The sequence below is a fragment of the Paracoccus sp. TD-10 genome (assembly GCF_048270675.1).
In the GTDB taxonomy this organism is placed as follows: domain Bacteria; phylum Pseudomonadota; class Alphaproteobacteria; order Rhodobacterales; family Rhodobacteraceae; genus Paracoccus; species Paracoccus pantotrophus.
In genome coordinates, this window is sequence record NZ_CP182418.1 from 295,787 (window position 1) to 314,030 (window position 18,244).

At 66.2% G+C, this 18,244-nt stretch carries 18 protein-coding genes; 15 read left to right on the forward strand and 3 right to left on the reverse strand.

The window, feature by feature from the left end:
• A complete protein-coding gene (locus tag ACNKFW_RS01490; RefSeq protein ID WP_024844168.1) occupies nucleotides 1-933 on the reverse strand; it encodes a LysR substrate-binding domain-containing protein in 933 nt (310 codons plus the stop codon).
• A gap of 242 nt (nucleotides 934-1,175) precedes the next feature.
• Here ACNKFW_RS01490 and ACNKFW_RS01495 point away from each other — a divergent pair, with 242 nt between their 5' ends.
• From ACNKFW_RS01495 to ACNKFW_RS01540, 10 genes are all read left to right on the forward strand, one after another.
• On the forward strand, nucleotides 1,176-2,162 hold the full coding sequence (locus ACNKFW_RS01495) for a TRAP transporter substrate-binding protein (RefSeq protein ID WP_418024548.1): 987 nt from the start codon (nucleotides 1,176-1,178) through the stop codon (nucleotides 2,160-2,162).
• Between the two features lies 1 nt (nucleotide 2,163).
• Nucleotides 2,164-2,754, forward strand: coding sequence for a TRAP transporter small permease subunit (locus ACNKFW_RS01500; protein ID WP_418024550.1), 591 nt, complete (start codon nucleotides 2,164-2,166; stop codon nucleotides 2,752-2,754).
• A gap of 45 nt (nucleotides 2,755-2,799) precedes the next feature.
• Entirely contained in the window at nucleotides 2,800-4,104 is a 1,305-nt protein-coding gene (locus ACNKFW_RS01505) for a TRAP transporter large permease (RefSeq protein WP_010399591.1), read from the forward strand.
• 173 nt (nucleotides 4,105-4,277) lie between these two features.
• Complete coding sequence (gene gndA / locus ACNKFW_RS01510; RefSeq protein ID WP_418024552.1) at nucleotides 4,278-5,681, forward strand: NADP-dependent phosphogluconate dehydrogenase; 1,404 nt, start codon at nucleotides 4,278-4,280, stop codon at nucleotides 5,679-5,681.
• 485 nt (nucleotides 5,682-6,166) lie between these two features.
• Nucleotides 6,167-6,370, forward strand: a complete 204-nt coding sequence (locus tag ACNKFW_RS01515; protein WP_418024554.1) for a CoA transferase — start codon at nucleotides 6,167-6,169, stop codon at nucleotides 6,368-6,370.
• Between the two features lie 19 nt (nucleotides 6,371-6,389).
• Nucleotides 6,390-6,551: a hypothetical protein gene (locus ACNKFW_RS01520; RefSeq protein ID WP_418024556.1), complete on the forward strand. Its 162-nt coding sequence runs from the start codon at nucleotides 6,390-6,392 to the stop codon at nucleotides 6,549-6,551.
• A 34-nt stretch (nucleotides 6,552-6,585) separates the two neighbouring features.
• Nucleotides 6,586-7,377, forward strand: a complete 792-nt coding sequence (locus tag ACNKFW_RS01525; protein WP_418024558.1) for a TetR/AcrR family transcriptional regulator — start codon at nucleotides 6,586-6,588, stop codon at nucleotides 7,375-7,377.
• Nucleotides 7,359-8,345 (forward strand): MDR family oxidoreductase, encoded by a 987-nt coding sequence (locus ACNKFW_RS01530; protein WP_418024559.1) that lies wholly within the window; start codon nucleotides 7,359-7,361, stop codon nucleotides 8,343-8,345. Before ACNKFW_RS01525 ends, ACNKFW_RS01530 begins: the two co-directional genes overlap by 19 nt.
• Before the next feature lie 21 nt (nucleotides 8,346-8,366).
• Entirely contained in the window at nucleotides 8,367-8,942 is a 576-nt protein-coding gene (locus ACNKFW_RS01535) for a peroxidase-related enzyme (RefSeq protein ID WP_024844160.1), read from the forward strand.
• A gap of 259 nt (nucleotides 8,943-9,201) precedes the next feature.
• On the forward strand, nucleotides 9,202-9,975 hold the full coding sequence (locus ACNKFW_RS01540) for a hydroxypyruvate isomerase family protein (protein WP_418024561.1): 774 nt from the start codon (nucleotides 9,202-9,204) through the stop codon (nucleotides 9,973-9,975).
• A gap of 82 nt (nucleotides 9,976-10,057) precedes the next feature.
• On the opposite strand, the gene ACNKFW_RS01545 is transcribed toward ACNKFW_RS01540, so the two are convergent.
• Nucleotides 10,058-10,825: an SDR family oxidoreductase gene (locus ACNKFW_RS01545; protein WP_024844158.1), complete on the reverse strand. Its 768-nt coding sequence runs from the start codon at nucleotides 10,823-10,825 to the stop codon at nucleotides 10,058-10,060.
• Nucleotides 10,822-11,481 (reverse strand): GntR family transcriptional regulator, encoded by a 660-nt coding sequence (locus tag ACNKFW_RS01550; protein WP_231486682.1) that lies wholly within the window; start codon nucleotides 11,479-11,481, stop codon nucleotides 10,822-10,824. The genes ACNKFW_RS01545 and ACNKFW_RS01550 overlap by 4 nt, the downstream gene beginning before the upstream one ends.
• Nucleotides 11,482-11,627: 146 nt before the next feature.
• Between ACNKFW_RS01550 and ACNKFW_RS01555 the strand changes: the two genes are divergently transcribed.
• From ACNKFW_RS01555 to ACNKFW_RS01575, 5 genes are all read left to right on the forward strand, one after another.
• A complete protein-coding gene (locus ACNKFW_RS01555; RefSeq protein WP_024844156.1) occupies nucleotides 11,628-12,869 on the forward strand; it encodes an ABC transporter substrate-binding protein in 1,242 nt (413 codons plus the stop codon).
• A 76-nt stretch (nucleotides 12,870-12,945) separates the two neighbouring features.
• The gene (locus ACNKFW_RS01560) at nucleotides 12,946-13,821 is read left to right on the forward strand and encodes a branched-chain amino acid ABC transporter permease (protein ID WP_024844155.1); all 876 of its coding nucleotides are present in this window, start codon (nucleotides 12,946-12,948) and stop codon (nucleotides 13,819-13,821) included.
• Between the two features lie 7 nt (nucleotides 13,822-13,828).
• Entirely contained in the window at nucleotides 13,829-16,345 is a 2,517-nt protein-coding gene (locus ACNKFW_RS01565) for a branched-chain amino acid ABC transporter ATP-binding protein/permease (protein WP_024844154.1), read from the forward strand.
• Between the two features lie 9 nt (nucleotides 16,346-16,354).
• Entirely contained in the window at nucleotides 16,355-17,290 is a 936-nt protein-coding gene (locus tag ACNKFW_RS01570; RefSeq protein WP_418024565.1) for a 3-hydroxyacyl-CoA dehydrogenase, read from the forward strand.
• Nucleotides 17,291-17,308: 18 nt separating this feature from the next.
• Nucleotides 17,309-18,241, forward strand: a complete 933-nt coding sequence (locus ACNKFW_RS01575; protein ID WP_418024567.1) for a 3-keto-5-aminohexanoate cleavage protein — start codon at nucleotides 17,309-17,311, stop codon at nucleotides 18,239-18,241.
• Nucleotides 18,242-18,244: the final 3 nt, after the last annotated feature.

Sequence of the window (18,244 nt, forward strand, 5' to 3'; positions counted from 1 at the left end):
TCAGCCTTGGCCTGAACCGGAGGCCGCCGGGGACCGCGCCGCCTCGGTCGCCAGCCGCACCAGATGATCGCGCACCACGGCGGCTGCTTCCGAAAGCGGCAGCTGCGCCGAGACGCAGATCGCCATCGCGACCTTCATGTTGGGGCGGCGGATGCGGTAACTTCGGGCACCCGCGACGCGGCGCTGCACGGCCTGCGCCGCCGATGCGGGCAGGATGGTGCAGCCCAGCCCCTCGGCCAGCGCGTTCGACAGGTAGGAAATCGACTCGGTCTCGGCGACGACCTGGGCGCTGGTCCCGACGCGCGACAGGGTGGTCTCGATCACCTGGCGGACGGTGTGGATCGGGCTTGGCAGGATCAGCGGCTGGGACACGGCCTCGGCGAACGAGATCTCGCCATCCTCCGGTTCGGCGATCTGCGTTCCGATGAAATGCAGTTCTTCCGTCGAGATCGGCTCGAAGCTGAGGCTGGGGATCTTGCCGGGATCGAAGATCAGCGCGATGTCCGTCTTGCCGGTCATGATCTGTTCGCTGATCACGCCGCCGCCGACTGCCTCATTGGCATAAAGCAGGATGCCCGGGTGCTTTTCGCGGATGGTCCGCATCAGCTGCGTCGCCACCAGCGAACCCAGGCCCAGCGGCGCGAACACGACGCTGACCGCGCCGGTAATCTCCTCGGAGGAGGTGGCAATGTCCTGCTCGGCCTGGTTCATCTGCCGGATGATCATCTGGCAATGGCGATACAGAACCTTGCCCGCCTCGGTCGGGATGACGCCGCGCTTCGAGCGCAGCAGAAGCGGCTTGCCGAAATGGGTTTCCAGCGCGGCGATCTGCTGGCTCAGTGCCGGCTGGGCGATGTGCAGGATCGCCGAGGCGCGGGTGATGCTGCCGATGTCCACGATCTTCATGAAGGCGTAAAGCCTGCGTATGTCCATGATAGCATTTCCCTGAGGCGCGATTCTTCCGGCCGCGGCGGCCATTCTATTGGGTCGGCGCCTGCTGCGCACCGATGTATAAGCATTCGCGATCATGTCAGACCGAACTGTTCTTTTCGCGGCGACGGCCCGGTCGCTAGGGTGGCAGGTGCAACGGTCACAAAACTGCAAAACGGTCGCTCCGCAGCGATATGCCGTTGGTCCGGCTCGCTTGCGGTAAGCGCCAGGATAGGGAGAGATTGATGTTCCTCAAGCCGATCGCGTTGGGGGCTGCGGCTGCGCTTGCCCTTGCAAGCGCCTCTGTGGCGCAGACCCGGCTCAGCTTGTCCGAAGTGCTGCCGGACGGCAATTTCATGACGGAAAACGCCAAGAGATTCGCGGAGGCCGTCAAGGAGGCCACCGATGGCGAGGTTGTCATCAATGTCGCCTCCTCGGGGTCGTTGGGCTTCAAGGGGCCCGACCAGCTGGGTGCGGTTCGCGACGGGCTTGCCGACATGGCCGATATCAACATCAGCCAGCAGGTCGGGATGAACCCGCTGTTCGGCGCCGAGGGCGTGCCCTTCCTTGTCGAGTCGATGGAGGAGCTGAAGGAATACCACGCCTTCCTGCGTCCCGAGTTCGAGAAGCTGGCCGAGCAATACAACCAGAAGATCCTCTATATGGTGCCGTCGCCGGCCCAGTATGTCTATCTGAAGACCCAGATCGACGATATCGGCGACTTCCGCGGCATCACGGTGCGCGGCGCCGACAAGAACACCGTCGATATCGTTAGCAGCCTTGGCATGGACGGCATCGCCATGCCCTGGGGCGAACTCTTGCCGGCGCTGGCCTCGGGCCGGGTCAGCGGCGTTGCGACCTCGGCCAGCTCGGGCGTGGACGGCAAGTTCTGGGAATTTCTCAGCCATATCTATCCGACCAACCATACCTGGGGGTCGAACGCGGTGACGATCAATCTCGAGTCCTGGAGCAGGCTCACGCCGGAACAGCAGGCCGCCATCGAGAAGGTCGCGGCCGAGCTTGAGCCGCAATTCTGGGAAAGCTCGCTTGAGAGCGACAAGAACAGCATCGAGATCATGACCGGCCACGGCATGCGGCTGGTCGAGCTTTCGGACGAGCTGAAGGCCCAGATCGCCGAGAAAGCCAAGCAGGTTCAGGCAGAGTTCTTCAACCGCGTTCCCGCCGCCAAGCCGATCGCCGATGCCTATCTCGCGTCGAAAGGCGGCAACTGAGATGGCCGGAGAGCAGCATGTCGCCTCCGAGGCCGTCGCTGAACGCGGTGCTGTCGCTGCCCTGCAAAGGGCGGCGGACTTTGCCTCGCTGGTCGCGGCCTGGCTTGCCGGTCTCTGTGTCCTGGGCCTGACCCTGCTCGTGCTGATCGACACCGCGATGGCGTTGATCAGCCGTTATGTCCCGTCCTTTCCCACGGGCACAGGGATCGGCTGGGAATACAGCGCCTATCTGATGGGCGCGGCCTTCCTGCTCGGCTCGGGCATGACGCTGCGCGCGGGCCTGCAACTGCGGGTAGAGCTGCTGCTGTCGATGGGCAAGGGTCGCTACGCCCGGATGTTCGAGATATTCGCTGCCATCCTCGGCTCTGTTGTCACGCTTCCCCTGGCGGTCTGGCTTGCGCAGTTCACGCATCGCACCTGGAGCTATGGCGAGGTTTCCCAGGACAGTTTCACGCCCCTGTGGATTCCGCAGCTGGTGCTGACCGTCGGCGCGGCCGTGCTGGCCTTGCAGATGGTTGCCCGACTCGTCACCGCCATCAGCGGCAACACTGTCGACAAACCCAGCCTCGGTGCCGCGAGCGCCATCGAGTAAGCCACCGCGCCCCTGCGCGCGAAACCAGGAATATCGGGGAGAAACATGGGCGCTATCGTCGCAAGCCTGTTCGGGCTTCTTTTCGGCACATTGGCCATCGGGGCCTGGATCGGAATCGCCTTGCTGGCCACGGCCATCGGCCTGGCAATGATGTTCACCGGCCTGCCCGTCGACAGGCTGTTTCCGCAATACCTGTTCAACATCCTGACCACGCCCGACCTGGTCGCGTTGCCGCTTTTCATCCTGATGGGCGAGTTCCTGTTCCGCACGCGCCTGTCGGAGACCCTGTTCAGCGGCCTGGCGCCCTGGGCGGGCCTGCTTCCGGGCCGGCTGCTGCATGTCAATGTCGTCGGCTGCTCGATCTTTGCGGCGATCTCGGGCTCCTCGGCCGCGACGACGCAGGTCGTCGGCCGCATGACCCTGAAGGAACTGCTGGCGCGGGGCTATTCGCCCGACCTGGCCATCGGCAGCCTTGCAGGTGCCGGCACGCTGGGATTCCTGATCCCGCCCTCGACGGTGATGATCATGTATGGCGTGCTAGCCAATGAATCGATCCTGCGGCTTTTCACCGCCGGCTTCATTCCGGGCGTCCTGCTTGCCCTGGTCTTTGCCGCCTACATCATGATCCGCGCCAGCGCCAAGCCCGACCTGGTGCCCGAGAACGAACGCGCCTTGCGTCACATGCCCTTCCGCCAGCGCCTTGCCGCCCTGCGGGATCTGGGCCCGGTGATGTTCCTGATCCTCTGCGTGCTGGGCTCGATGTATGGCGGGCTGGCGACCCCTTCCGAGGCCGCGGCGCTGGGCGTGGTCGGGGCGTTCCTCGTGTCGCTGTCGCAGGGCGCGCTGAACCTGCGGGCGCTGCGCGACATCATCCTGGGGACGGTGCAGACCTGCTCGGTCATGGGCATCATCATCCTTGGCGCATCGGTGCTGGGCAATATCACCTCGACCCTTGGCATTCCTGCCGCGGTTGCAAATGTCGTGACCGACTGGAACCTGTCGCCGATGTTGCTGATCGTGGCGCTGATCGTGCTGTATCTGGTGCTGGGGACCGCGCTTGAAGGCTTTTCGATGATCGCGACCACCCTGCCGGTGGTGCTGCCGCTGGTCGAGGCCGCGGGGTTCGACAAGATCTGGTTCGGCATCTTCATGGTCCTGGTGGTCGAGATGGCGCAGATCACGCCGCCGGTGGCCTTCAACTTCGCCGTCATCCAGAACATCACCGCCCGAAGCACGGCCTATATCGCCAGGGTCACCTTCCCCTTCCTGCTGATCATGATCGGCTTTGCGATCATGCTGGCGCTGTTTCCGGGGATCGTCACCTTCCTGCCCGACCTGCTGTTGGGCTGATCCCGTTTGGGCGTGGCGCCCTGGCCTTCTTGTCGGGGCGCCATGCAGGTCAGCTTTGACTGCCCGTTCCGTTGGCGCTATCAGAGGCGCCATGCCACGGCCTAACGCGCAGCTGCATTTCGATCATCAATCGGCGTCCCTCGGGGATGCGCTGTCCAGAGCAAAGAAGAATAATGAACACTGACACTAGGATCGGCCTGATCGGCCTGGGGACGATGGGTGCGGCGCTGGCGCTGAACATCGCCGAGAAGGGCTTTCCCATCGCGGTCTGGAACCGCACCGCCGAAGTGACCCGCCGCTTCCATGCCGAGGCCGGGGCGCTGGCGGACCGCGTGGTCCCGACCGAAAGCCTGGCCGATCTGGTCGCCGCCATCGCGCCTCCTCGCGCCATCATCCTGATGGTCCCCGCCGGTCAGGCCGTCGACGACCAGATCGCCGCGCTGGCGCCGCTGCTCGGCCCCGAGGATCTGGTGATCGACGCCGGCAACGCCAATTTCCACGACACCAACCGCCGCGCGAGCGCCGGCCTGCCGATGCGCTTCCTGGGCATGGGCGTCTCGGGCGGCGAAGAGGGCGCGCGCCACGGCCCCGCCATCATGGGCGGCGGCGCCCGCGCCGACTGGGACCGCGTCGCCCCGGTCATGCAGGCCATCGCCGCCCGGGCCGAGGACGGCACCCCCTGCGCCACCTGGATGGGCGAGGCCGGCGCCGGCCATTTCGTCAAGACCGTCCACAACGGCATCGAATATGCCGACATGCAGATGATCGCCGAGGTCTACGGGCTGATGCGCGACGGGCTGGGCCTGCCGGCCGCCGCCATCGGCGAGACCTTCGCCGGCTGGAACGGGGGGGCGCTGAAATCCTACCTGGTCGAGATCTCGGCTGCCGTCGCCGGGGCCGCCGATCCGCTGACCGGCGCGCCGATGCTGGACGTGATCCTGGACGCCGCCGGGCAGAAGGGCACCGGGCGCTGGACCGCGATCGAGGCGCAGCACCTCGCCGCGCCGATCCCGGTGATCGAGGCGGCGGTGATGGCGCGCAACGTCTCGGCCCGCCTCGGCGAGCGCAAGGCGGGCGAGGCGCGCTTCGGCGCCGCCCCGCAGGCGCTGGACCTGGCGCTGCCCGAGCTGGAGGCGGCGCTGATCGCTGGCAAGATCCTGTGCTATGCGCAGGGTTTCGCGATGATCGAGGCCGCCGGCCGCGCCTTCGGCTGGCAGCTTGACCTGCCGGGGATCGCGCGGGTCTGGCGGGCGGGCTGCATCATCCGCTCGGCCATGCTGAACGACATGGCCACGGCGCTGGCCGAGGATCCGTCGCGCAACCTGGCGCTGGCGCCCTTCTTCGCCGAGAAGCTCGAGACCGCGATGCCGGCGCTGCGGCAGGTGGTGGCGCAGGGGATCATGGCCGGCCACGCGCTGCCGGCGCTGGCCTCGGGGCTGGGCTGGTTCGACATGATGCGCACCGGCCGCGGCACCGCGAACATGATCCAGGCGCAGCGCGACTTCTTCGGCGCGCATGGCTTCGACCGTCTGGACGGCCAGGACAGCCATCACGGGCCATGGGGCGGAAAGGCGTGAACCGGGCGGCCAAGGCGGTCTTGGCCGCAGGCGGCCAATCCGGCATGGGCAAAGCCGCCTGACCGGGACAGCCCCGCCGCCGAAGCCCTGGCCCCAGATGTTTTCGGGCCAGATGTTTTCGGGGGTGATGATCTGGAACGGCACGATGCGCAGGATCATCGGGGATCGACGTTTCTGCCCCAGCGCCTCGAGCATGGTGCTGATCTGCTCCTGCGAGATCTGCCCGCGCGGATGATACGGGACCGCGGCGATCGGGCCTGCGTTCAGGCCCTTGCGCGCCTCGGAGCCGACATCGCAGCAGACGATGCGGATCTTCCTTTCGCCGTTCGGCCGAACTTTCACGGATCGCGCGCAGCACGCCGGAAATGCCGCCGCGGATCACGTGGCCCCGATGAGGTCCGTCCTGGCATCGCCGGCGCGGGACGTGACGCGCGACCAGATCGTCCAGACGATGGTCGGGCGCGAAATCACCGACACATGCGGCTGTGGGCATCCTGTCGGCGCCGCGCCATCGCGCCCGGAGCGGCGAGGGACAGCATGTCGAACTGGCCCTGGTGGACAGCCGGGTCGCCTGGTGGAGCAACGCGGGCATGAACGGCCTGATTTCGGGCAGGATGCCGCCAAGATGCGGCAATGCGCATCCGAACATCGCGCCAGCCAGGTCTATGCGGTCGCGGATGGCCATGTGATCCTGGCGCAACCCGCGAGATGCGCATCGAGATGACCGGGCCGGAAGGGGTCCGGGTGCCGATGATCCGGCAAGCCCTGAAGCTCCCGCGCACCGCCGTCAGCTATCGGCTGCCGCCGCCGCATCTGGGCGAGCATGACGGGGAAAGCCGCGCGGCCGTGGGCATTCCCGGGGCAGGGTAATACGCAAGGATCGGAATATAAACGATTTCATTCCATGCCCCGCAAGCATGACCAGAAGGGCGCGGTCCTGCCGGGAATTTTTCAAGACGACTGGTCTAATTATTTTGGATTTGAGGAGGACTCCGGTCTAAAAAAGCATATGGAAGAAACAAGGAACGCAGGTCTGCCGCGCAGGCGAGGCCGTCCCCGAAAAGACCAGAGCCGGCCGGATGCACCGCGCATGCTGCTTGTGCGGGCCGGCCTGGCGGTCCTGACGGAAAAGGGGTTCAGCACCGTCAGCATCGATGAGATCCTTTCCTCGGCCGGGGTGCCCAAGGGATCATTCTACCATTACTTCGACAGCAAGGATGCCTTCGGCCTGGCGCTGGTCGATGCCTATGCGGATTTTTTCGCCCGCAAGCTCGATCATTGGCTGGGCGCAGAAAATCGCCCGCCGCTGGAACGGTTGCGCGACTTCTTTGCGGATGCAAAGGCGGGGATGGCGCGTTTCGATTACCGGCGGGGCTGCCTGATCGGCAATCTCGGGCAGGAAATGGGCGTGCTGCCGGCCGCCTTCCGCGAGCGCCTGGCCGCGGTGTTCCGGGATTGGGAAGGACGGACCGCGACCTGTCTTCGGGCGGCGCAGGCGGCAGGCCAGATCGCAAGCGATGCGGATTGCGACCGGCTTGCCAGGTTCTTCTGGATCGGCTGGGAAGGCGCGGTCCTGCGGGCGAAGCTTGAGCGAAGCCCGGCCCCGCTTGACGATTTCGCAGAGGGCTTTCTGGCCATGCTGCGGTCCGGATCCGAAACCTCCAAGGGACAGCCGACATGTTCAAAGCGATACTGATCGAGAAGGATGAGAACGGGCAGCGGGTCTCGCTGTCCGAACTGGACGAAAGCCGGTTGCCCGAGGGCGACGTCACGGTTCGCATCGCCTGCTCGACCCTGAACTACAAGGATGCGCTGGCGATTACCGGCAAGGGGCCGGTGGTCAGAAGGTTTCCCATGGTGCCGGGGATCGATTTCGCCGGTGTCGTCGAACAATCGACCGACCCCTTTTTCCGGCCCGGAGACAAGGTGGTCTTGAATGGCTGGGGCCTGGGCGAGGTGCATTGGGGCGGGTTGTCCGAGCTTGCCCGCGTGAGGGGCGATTGGCTGATCCCCCTGGAGCCCGCGTTCAGCTTTTCCCGGGCAATGAGCATCGGCACCGCGGGATATACCGCGATGCTATGCGTGATGGCGCTGGAGCGCCATGGCGTCAGGCCCGAAAGCGGCGAGGTGCTGGTGACCGGCGCCGTGGGGGGCGTGGGCAGCGTGGCGGTCGCGGTGCTGGCCAAGCTGGGCTACGAGGTGGCCGCCGTGACCGGGCGCGTCGAGGAGAGCGAGTATCTGGCCAGGCTGGGCGCCAAGCGCATCCTGCCCCGGTCCGATTTCAACCAGCAGGGCAAGCCGCTTGCCAGGGAGCAATGGGCGGGTGCGATCGACGTGGTGGGCGGGCATGTACTGGCCAATGTCTGCGCCTCCATGAAATACCGGGGCGTCGTCGCGGCCTGCGGCCTTGCCGGGGGCATGGCGTTCCCGGCCACGGTCGCCCCCTTCATTCTGCGCGGTGTCACCCTTGCGGGGATCGACAGCGTCATGTGCCCCCTGGACGAGCGGCGCGAGGCTTGGCGGCGGCTGGCTGAGGATCTCGATCCGGCGCTTCTGGATGGCATGACGCAGCATGTCGCAATCGAGGAGGTGATCGGGGTTTCCGAACAACTGATCGCCGGTGCCGTGCGCGGCCGCGTCGTCGTGCCGATCGCCAATCCCTGACATTCCAAGAAAGGAAAGCACATGAGCAACGGTCAACCCGCCATCAGCCGGTTTCCGGTCCCGACAATCGAGGAAATGCCCGAGGATATCCGCGATCGCATTCTGGCGGTGCAGGAAAAGTCCGGCTTCATTCCGAACGTCTTCTTGGCACTGGCACATCGTCCCGACGAATTCCGGGCCTTCTTCGCCTATCATGACGCGCTGATGGACAAGCCCGGCAATCTCAGCAAGGCCGAGCGCGAGATGATCGTCGTGGCGACCAGCAGTCTCAACCAATGCCAGTATTGCGTCGTCGCTCACGGGGCCATCCTGCGCATCCGCGCCAAGAACGCGCTGATCGCCGATCAGGTCGCCGTCAACTATCGCAAGGCCGATATCACCCCGCGCCAGAAGGCGATGCTCGACTTTGCGGTCAGGGTGTCGCAACAGGCCCATGATGTGGGGGAAAGCGATCTGCAGGCATTGAAGGCACATGGTTTCACCGAGGAGGATGCCTGGGACATCGCGGCCATTTCAGCCTTTTTCGGCATGTCCAACCGTTTGGCCAATGTGACAAGCATGCGTCCCAACGACGAATTCTATGCCCTTGGCCGCTGACTTCAGGCCGGCGGGCAGCTTGCGCTCCGCGTCGGATGCCGCCGATTCGCGCATGAACGATCGGCCGCAGGGTTGATGCGCGCCGCGGGTCGTGCGGTCGCCATCCGGTCCCGAGGAAGCCGTGCCGGCCTTTCGCCCGGCGCGATCCTCGAGGTGACGGCGCGGCTGCCGCGCGGGACCATGCCGCCATGCCCAGGCTGTTGACACCGGCCCGGGTCGATGGATTGCTGCAGCCGCACCATATCGCCTGGGGGGATGCATGACGCGGTTTTCTGCCAATCTGGGCTTTCTCTGGACCGATCTGCCGCTGCCGCAGGCGATCCGCGCCGCCTATCGTGCCGGTTTCGATGCGGTCGAATGCCATTGGCCCCATGACCTGCCTGCCGCCGATCTGGCTGCTGCGCTGGCCGAGACCGGGTTGCCGATGCTGGGCCTGAATACCCGGCGCGGCCGGCCGGGCGAAAACGGGCTTGCCGCGCTGCCGGGGCGCGAGGCCGAGGCGCGGGCCGAGATCGGGCGCAGCATCGACTATGCCGCTGCCATCGGCTGCGGTGCGGTGCATGTCATGGCGGGCCAGGCCGAGGGGCCGGCCGCCGAGCGCGTCTTCCGCGCCAACCTGGACCATGCCTGCCGGCTGGCGCGGCCGCTTGGCATCACTATCCTGATCGAGCCGCTGAACCGCTACGATGCGCCGGGCTACTTCCTGACCGGCTCGGACCAGGCGGCACGGATCATCGAGGCGGCCGGGCATGACAACCTGCGGCTGATGTTCGACTGCTATCACCAGCAGATCATGGAGGGCGACATCACGCGCCGGCTGCGGGCGCATCGCGACATCCTGGGCCATGTGCAGATCGCCGCGGTCCCGGATCGCGGTCCGCCTGACTCGGGCGAGCTGGACCATCGCCACATTTGCGCGGTTCTGGACGAGCTGGGCTGGACGCGGCCGGTCGGCGCCGAATACCGTCCCGGCGGACCGACCGAGGCCACGCTGGGATGGCTGGACATCTTGCGATCCCCCGGCCGGTCCTAGAACCCGTCACGTCTGGCGGCTGTTTCCGGCTCCGGCCCCTTGTCATGCAGCGTCTGGGGCAGCGGGCGCCGGCCGGGCTTTTTCAGGCCAGCATCCGCGTATCGCCGCAGATCGAGATCGCCTGTCCCGAAATATGGCGTCCGAGCGGCGAGGCAAGATAGATTGCCTGCGCGGCGATGGCCTCGGCGGGCACGTATTCCTTGATCGAGGTATAGCGGAAGGCTTCCGCCTCGACCTCGGCAAAGCTGATATTGCGCTGCTGTGCCTTGGCTTCCAGCACCCGGCGCTGTCGGTCGCCGGCGACGAGCCCGGGCAGAATGGCGTTGACCCGGATGCCGCTCTCGCCCAGTTCGATGGCCAGCGATTTCGTCAGTCCGATGACGCCCCATTTCGCGGCGGCATAAGGGGTGCGCAGCGCGAATCCGACGCGGCCCGCGACCGAGGACAGGTTGATGATCGAGGGATTTCCGCTTACCCGAAGCGCGCCCACCGCGGCGGCGGCGCTCAGGAACTGGCTGGTCAGCACGATGTCCAGCGTCCGCCGCCAATCGGCAGGGTCGATGTCTTCGATCCGGGCGGTCGGCCCGGCGATCCCGGCATTGTTGACCAGGCAGTCCAGCCCGCCCAGATGGGCGATGGCGTCGCGGACAAATCCCGTGAGCGCCGCTTCGTCGGCGACATCGATCTGCCGGGCGAAAACCCCTGCGGGCAGCGATGCCAGCGCCGCCGCGTCGATGTCGCAGGTCGCCACCGTCATGCCGGCCTCGGTCATCGCATCGACGATGGCGCGCCCGATGCCGGATGCCCCGGCGGTGACGATGGCGCGCTGGCCTTCGAGTTGATGCGTCATGGTTGGCTTTCCCCCGCATGTGCCAGATGTTCCAGGATGATCTCGGCCGCCGTGGTGATGTCCAGGCGGATCGCCGCCGCCGCCGCCTCGCGGTCGCGCGCTTGCAGCGCCTCGACCAGCTGGCCGTGGGCATCGACGGAATGGCTGGCGCGTTCGATCGCGTTATGTGGCCCCAGATCCAGCGAGATCATCGGCCCGGCCCGCAGCCATGAGATCGCAATCAACTGCCGCAGGCTGGGCGAGCGCGCCTCGTCATAAAGCGTGAAATGCAGGCGGCGGTTCAGGGTCAGCGCCTCGGCCCGGTTGTTGGCGCTGAGTTCACGGCTGAACTGTTCGTGCAATTCGCGGATGCGGTGAATGGCGGATTCGGGGATGCGGTCGGTTGCCAGCCGCGCGGCCTCGCATTCCAGCAGCACGCGCGTGCGGACCAGGTCGCGCAGATCCTCGGGCGCCATGGCCGGCACGATCACTGCCTTGTTGCGCTGAATCGCCAGCGCGCCCTGTGCGATCAGCCGTCCGATCGCCTCGCGAACCGGCATGGTCGAAACGCCCAGATGTTCGCCCAATTCGCGGATCGAGGTGCGGCTGCTGGGCTTCAGCGTGCCATCCAGCAGCATTTCCGCAATGGCATCATAGACTTGCCCGGTCAGGGACACGGTTTTCAATGGGCGGGGCGGGCTGCTTAGTTCGGTCATTGACAAAGGGCCGCTTTCGATTCCAGTATGATCTGTGATCACACTGATGGGGCGAAAAGTCAAGCCTGTGCAGGCAATCACCCCGCGGTTTCATGGGAGGAGAAGACATGATCAGAACGATTGGCCGGCGACAGCTGCTCAAGACCGGAACGGCGGCGGGGCTTGTGACGCTGGCCGCGCCGGGGCTTTTGCGCGCGCAAAGCGACCCGGTGGTCCTGGGCCATCTGACCCCGCGCACGGGTTTCCTGGGCCCGATGGGCGAATATGCGGTGATGGCCGTGGATCTTGCGGTCGAGGAGATCAACGCCAAGGGCGGCATCAACGGCCGTCCGCTGACCGTGGTGAAGGAGGATTCCGTCAACCCCCAGACCGCCACCACCAAGGCCGAGCGCATGGTCGAGCGCGGCGATCTGGCGATGATCATCGGCGAGATCTCTTCGGCCTCGGCGCTGTCCATCGCGCAGGTGACGGCGCGGGCGAACAAGCTGTTCATCAACACCGGCGCCAATTCGGACACGCTGCGCGGCAGCGACTGCAAGCGCACCATGTTCCATACCGAGGCGCAGAACGTCATGTATGTGAACGCCGAGGGCCAGTATTTCCTTCAGAACGACATGGTGAAGGACAAGAAATGGTTCATCCTCAGCTCCGACTACGCTTTCGGGCACGACCTGCGCCACGGTGCGCTTGGCTTTCTTGAACGGAACGGCGGGCAGGCGGTCGGCGACGAGCTGATCCCGACCGATGCGACCGATTTCTCGTCGCATCTGCTGAACATCCGCAATGTCCAGCCCGACCTGATCGTCGTGAACCTGGCCGGCACTTCGGGGGCCAGCTTCATGAAACAATATGGCGAGTTCGGCCTGGACATCCCGCTGGGCGGCTTCGACTATAACAGCAGCATCGCATGGGCGACCGGGCCGCAGGATTTCAAGGGCACTTGGCCCTGCATCTGGACCCACCAGGTGCAGACCGATGCCTCGCAGGCCTTTGCGCAGGCCTTCCAGGCGAAATATGGCAAGCCCGCGGAAAACCAGGCCTATTCCGACTATATCGCCGTGCGCATCGCTGCCGAGGCGATCGCGAAGACCGGCGGCACCGACACTGCGGCGCTGATCGAGTTTCTGGAAGACCCGGCGACCGAGTTCGACATCCTCAAGGATCGCAAGGGCCGCTTCGACACCGCGACGCACCAGCTTTTGCAAGAGGTCTATGCCGTCACCGCCCTCGATCCGTCCGAGGCGCAGAACGAATGGGACATCTTCACCACCTCGGGCGCGCTGCCCGGCGCGGAGGTGCCGCTGGATGAGCTGATCAAGGGCGCGGTCGGCGGCGACTGCACCTTCTGATCCCGGAAAAACCCGCAAGGGCAGGGCGCGTCCGGGCGACGCGCCCGATCATCTCGCATGATAACGGGGATGCTTCATGACATTGGTCTTTCTTTCGCAGCTTCTGAACGGGTTGCTTGACGGCTTCTATTACATGCTGATCGCGCTGGGGCTGTCGCTGATCTTTTCGCTTGGGGGGATCGTCAACCTTGCGCATGGAGCGTTCTTCACGCTTGGCGCCTATCTGGCGCTGGTGCTGACGCCGCATATCGGTTTCTTCGGCGCGCTGATCGTCGGCCCGCTGATCGCGGCGGGCGTCGCGATGGTGGTCGAGCGCACGCTGTTCGCCCGTTTCTACCGCGAGGATCCGCTTTATTCGCTGCTGCTGACCTTTGCGCTTTCGATGATCATCGAACAGAGCCTGCGCTGGTATTTCGGCGCCTCGCCACGCGCCTATTCCATGCCCAATGAACTGCGCGGGCAGGTCTTCATGGGCGATTTCGTCTATTCGCGCTATCGCTTCTTCCTGATCGGCATCGCCATCGCGACGGTGGCGGCGGTCTGGGTGCTGCTGAACAGGACCGCCTTCGGGCGCATCGTGCGGGCGGGCATCCAGAACCCCGACATCCTCGGCACGCTGGGGATTTCGCTGCGGCCCTATCTGTCGGCGGTGGTGGCCATCGCCATTGCCATCGCGGCGCTCGCGGGCGTGCTGATGGCGCCCCTGCAGCCCGTCCACCCGATGATGGGGGTCGAGGTCGGGACGGCCGCCTTCGTCGTCGTGGTGATCGGGGGGCTGGGCTCGTTCTGGGGCGTGGTCGTGGCCGCGCTGCTGGTCGGGCTGGTCAAGGGGCTGATGATCGGCATCGGCTATACGCAATATTCGATGCTGGCCATCTACCTGCTGATGTTCGTCGTGCTGTTCCTGCGGCCGCGCGGGCTGCTGGGCGAACGCATCACCCGCTTTGAATAGGTTTCAGATGACTTCCCAAAAATTCCTGGCGGTGAAGAACCTGCTGATCGTGGCGCTGGCGCTGGTGGTGCTGCCGGTCCTGCTGAGCCGGATCGGGCTGGGTGCCAATTCCGCGGTCGAGGTGGTGATCTTCGCGCTGGCCGCAATGGGGCTCAACGTGCTGGTGGGCTATACCGGCCTGGTGTCCTTCGGACATGGCATCTGGTTCGGGACGGCGGCCTATGTCGCGGGTCTGACCGCGCGGTCGCTGGGCAATGCCAGCATGGCGGTTGCGCTGATCGTCGCGGTGGCCGCGACGGCGCTGGTCGCGGCGCTTGTCGGCTTTCTGGTGCTGCGGCGGCGCGGGGTCTATTTCTCGCTGATGACGCTGGCGCTTTCGGCGATGGGCTTTCAACTGGCCTTTCGCTGGACCGACGTGACCGGGGGCGAGAACGGCCTCGGCGGGATCGAGCGCCCGGCGCTGCTGGACAACAACCTCAATTTCTACGTCTTCGTGGCCCTGCTGGGTTTTGCGGTGATCGTGCTGCTTCAGCGGGTGCTGCAATCGCCCTTCGGCTCGGTCCTGGAGGCGATCCGCGAAAACGATGGCCGCGCGCAGGCGCTTGGCTACGATGTGCGCCGCTACAAGCTGAAAGCCTTCGTCCTCTCGGCCGTGATCACCGGGTTGGCCGGGGCGCTTCTGCTTTACAAGAACCGCATGACCTCGGCCGAGCCGATGTCGATCATCTTCTCGGGCGAGCTGCTGGCCATGGTCGTGATCGGCGGAATGCGCGGCTATCTGGGGCCGGCGCTCGGCGCGCTGTTCTATATCCTCTTCCGCGAATACCTGTCGATGTATACCGAGAACTGGCTGCTCTGGTTCGGCCTGATCTTCCTGGGCTTCGTGATCTTCGCGCGGCAGGGCATGATCGGCATCGGCGCGCAGTTCCGCCGCCGCTTCTTTCCCGAGCCCGAGATCGGGGCGGCCATGGCCGACCGAAGGACCGGCGACTATCCCTTGCCCCGTGCCATCGCCGGGCGCGATGGCGGCGGCGGCGACGTGCTGGTGGCGGAAGGAATCTCCAAGAATTTTCGCGCGATCAAGGCGGTCGACGATGTCTCGCTGCGGGTCAGGGACCGCACGCTTCACGCCCTGCTTGGTCCCAACGGTGCCGGCAAGACCACGGCGTTCAACCTGATGTCGGGGATCGTTCCGACCAGTGCGGGCCGGGTCTCGTTGCTGGGGCAGGACATTTCGGGACAGTCGGCGGACCGCATATCGAACCTCGGGCTGGGACGATCCTTCCAGATCACCAACCTCTTCCCCGAGCTGACCGTGCGCGAGAATATCCGCCTGGCCGTTCAGGCCCGAGATCCCAGCCGCAACTCCATGCTGCGCTCGACCGCCAGCGTTGCGCAGGTCCATGAAAAGGTCGAGGAGATGATCAACTGGGTCGGTCTGGCCGGAATGGAGAATGCCCGCGCCGGTTCGCTGTCCTATGGCGGGCAGCGGCTGCTGGACCTGGGCCTGGCGCTGGCGACCGAGCCGCGCATCCTGCTGGCGGACGAACCCCTTGCCGGTCTTTCGGTGGCCGAGCGCGAGCGGGTGGGCCTGCTGATCAAGGACGTCTCGAAAAGCTTGCCGGTGCTGCTGGTCGAGCATGACATCGACCGCGTGTTCGAGCTTGCCGACCACGTCACCGTCATGGCCGACGGCAAGGTGCTGGTCGATGGCACGGTGGACGATGCCCGCAACTCGCGCGAGGTGCGCGACATCTATATCGGCTCGGGCACCAGCGCGGTCGCCGCCTCGGCGCGGCAGGGGCAATTCTCGGCGGAACGGATCCTCAGGCTCGACAAGGTGAACCTGCATTACGGCAAGAGCCATATCCTGCAGGATGTCAGCTTCGATCTGCACAAGGGCGAGATCCTGGCGCTGCTGGGCCGCAACGGCGCGGGGAAATCCTCGGTGCTGAAGGCGGTTACGGGGATCGTGGCGCCGTCCTCGGGCTCGGTGGGGCTGATGGAGCACGAGCTTGCGGGCCTGTCCAGCGCCCGGATCGCGCGGCTCGGCATCGGCTATGTGCCGCAGGGCCGGGGGCTTTTCGCCGGAATGACCGTGCGCGAGAACCTGGAACTGGGCCGCATCCGCCGCCAGACGGGCGAGGGCACGCATTGGTCGCTGGAGGAAATCCTGGAATATTTCCCGCGCCTGCGCGAGCGCCTGGATACGCCCGCCGACAGCATGTCGGGCGGCGAGCAGCAGATGGCCGCGGTGGCCCGCGCGCTGTCGGGCGACATCCGCGTCCTGCTGCTGGACGAGCCCTTCGAGGGGTTGGCCCCGGCGGTGGTCGAGCAGCTGTTCCGTACCTTCGACAAGCTGCGCGACCGGCTGTCGATCGTGATCGTGGACCATAACCTCGACCTGGCGCTGGCGCTGTCGGACCGCACCATCGTGCTGGAGCGCGGTCGCGTGCTGCATGAAATCGAATCCCGCCGCATCGCCGAGGATATCGAGCTGCGGCGCGAAATGCTGTGGATGTAGGGGGGGCGCATGTCTCATATCGCCATCGTCGGCGCGGGCCTGATCGGCCGCGCCTGGGCTTTCGTCTTTGCCCGCGCCGGGTTCGAGGTCCGGGTCTGGGACCACGACCCGCAGGTGCTGGCGCGGCTGGACGGCGATATCGCCGCCATGGTCGCGCAGACCGCGCCCTTCGGGCAGGCGGGCGCGGATCCCGCTGCCACCGCCGCGCGCATCCGCGCCGTGCCGGACCTGGCCGAGGCGCTGGAGGGGGCCGAACTGGTACAGGAAAGCGGCCCCGAGGTTCTGGCCGTCAAGCGCGAGCTTTTCGCACGGCTGGACGGGCTGGCGGCCCCCGAGGTGATCCTCGCCTCCAGTTCCTCGGCCCTCATGGCCTCGGCCTTCGCCGAGGGCCTGCCGGGGGCGTCGCGCTGCCTCGTCGGCCATCCGGTCAACCCGCCGCATCTGGTCCCGGTGGTCGAGATCGCCCCCGCCCCCTTCACCGACCCGGCTGTCACCGCCCGCGCCCGCGCCATCTATGCCCGTGCCGGCCAGGTGCCCGTGGTGCTGAAGCGCGAGATCGACGGCTTCATCCTGAACCGCCTGCAAGCGGTGGTGCTGGCCGAAAGCCTGCGCCTGATCGAACAGGGCTATGTCGATGCGCAGGGCCTGGACGACACGATCCGCCACGGGCTTGGCCGCCGCTGGGCCTTCATGGGCCCGATGGAGACGATCAATCTCAACGCGCCCGGCGGAGCGGGGGACTATCTGAGCCGCTACGGGCAGATGATGGCCGACCTGGCGAAAACCGCCGCCCGCGCCGAGGCCTTCACGCCCGAGGCCGCCGCAATCCTTGGCGCGGCCTTCCCGGACGCCGCGACCCCGCAGGCCATCCGCGCCCGCCAGGACTGGCGCGACGGCCGCCTAGCCGCCCTGGCCCGCCATCTGGCCGACCAGCCCCAACGATAAGACCCTCAGGAGCAAGCCATGAGCCTTCAAGGCAAAGTCATCATCACCTGCGCCGTGACCGGGGCAATCCACACCCCGTCCATGTCGCCCTATCTGCCGGTCTCGGCCTCCGAGATCGCGGAGGCGGCCATCGGCGCGGCCGAGGCGGGCGCGGCGGTCGTCCATCTGCACGCCCGAGCCGAGGGCGACGGCCGCCCCGACCAGAGCGTCGAGGCCTTCAACCCCATTCTTGGCGTCATCAGGCAGGCAACCGATGCCGTGCTGAACATCACCACCGGCGGCGCGCCGACCATGAGCATCGCCGAGCGTATCCAGCCCGCGCAGCATTATCGCCCCGAACTCGCCTCGCTGAACATGGGTACGATGAATTTCGGCCTGTTTCCCATGCTCGGCCGCTATCAATCCCAGCTGAAGCACCAGTGGGAGCGGGATTACCTGGGCAACAAGGACATCATTTTCCGCAACACCTTCGGCGATGTGGAACATGTGATGACCACGCTTGGCGCGAACGGCACCCGCTTCGAGTTCGAGTGCTACGACACCTCGCATCTCTACAACCTCAAGCATTTCCACGATCGCGGGCTGGTCAGCGGGCCGCTGTTCATCCAGACCGTGTTCGGGCTGATGGGCGGCATCGGCGCGCATCCCGACGACGTGCTGCACATGAAGCGCACCGCCGACCGGCTGTTTGGCGAGGATTACCGCTGGTCGGTGCTCGGCGCCGGGCGCAACCAGCTCAACATCGCCGCCATGTCGGCCTCGATGGGCGGGCATATCCGCGTCGGGTTGGAGGACAATCTCTGGGCGGGCAAGGGCCGCCTGGCGGAAACCAACGCCCAGCAGGTCCGCGCCGCGCGGCAGATCGTCGAGGGGCTGGGCCTTGAGGTCGCAACGCCCGCCGAAGCGCGCGAGCTTCTGGCGCTGAAGGGCGGCGATCAGGTCAATTTCTAGGGG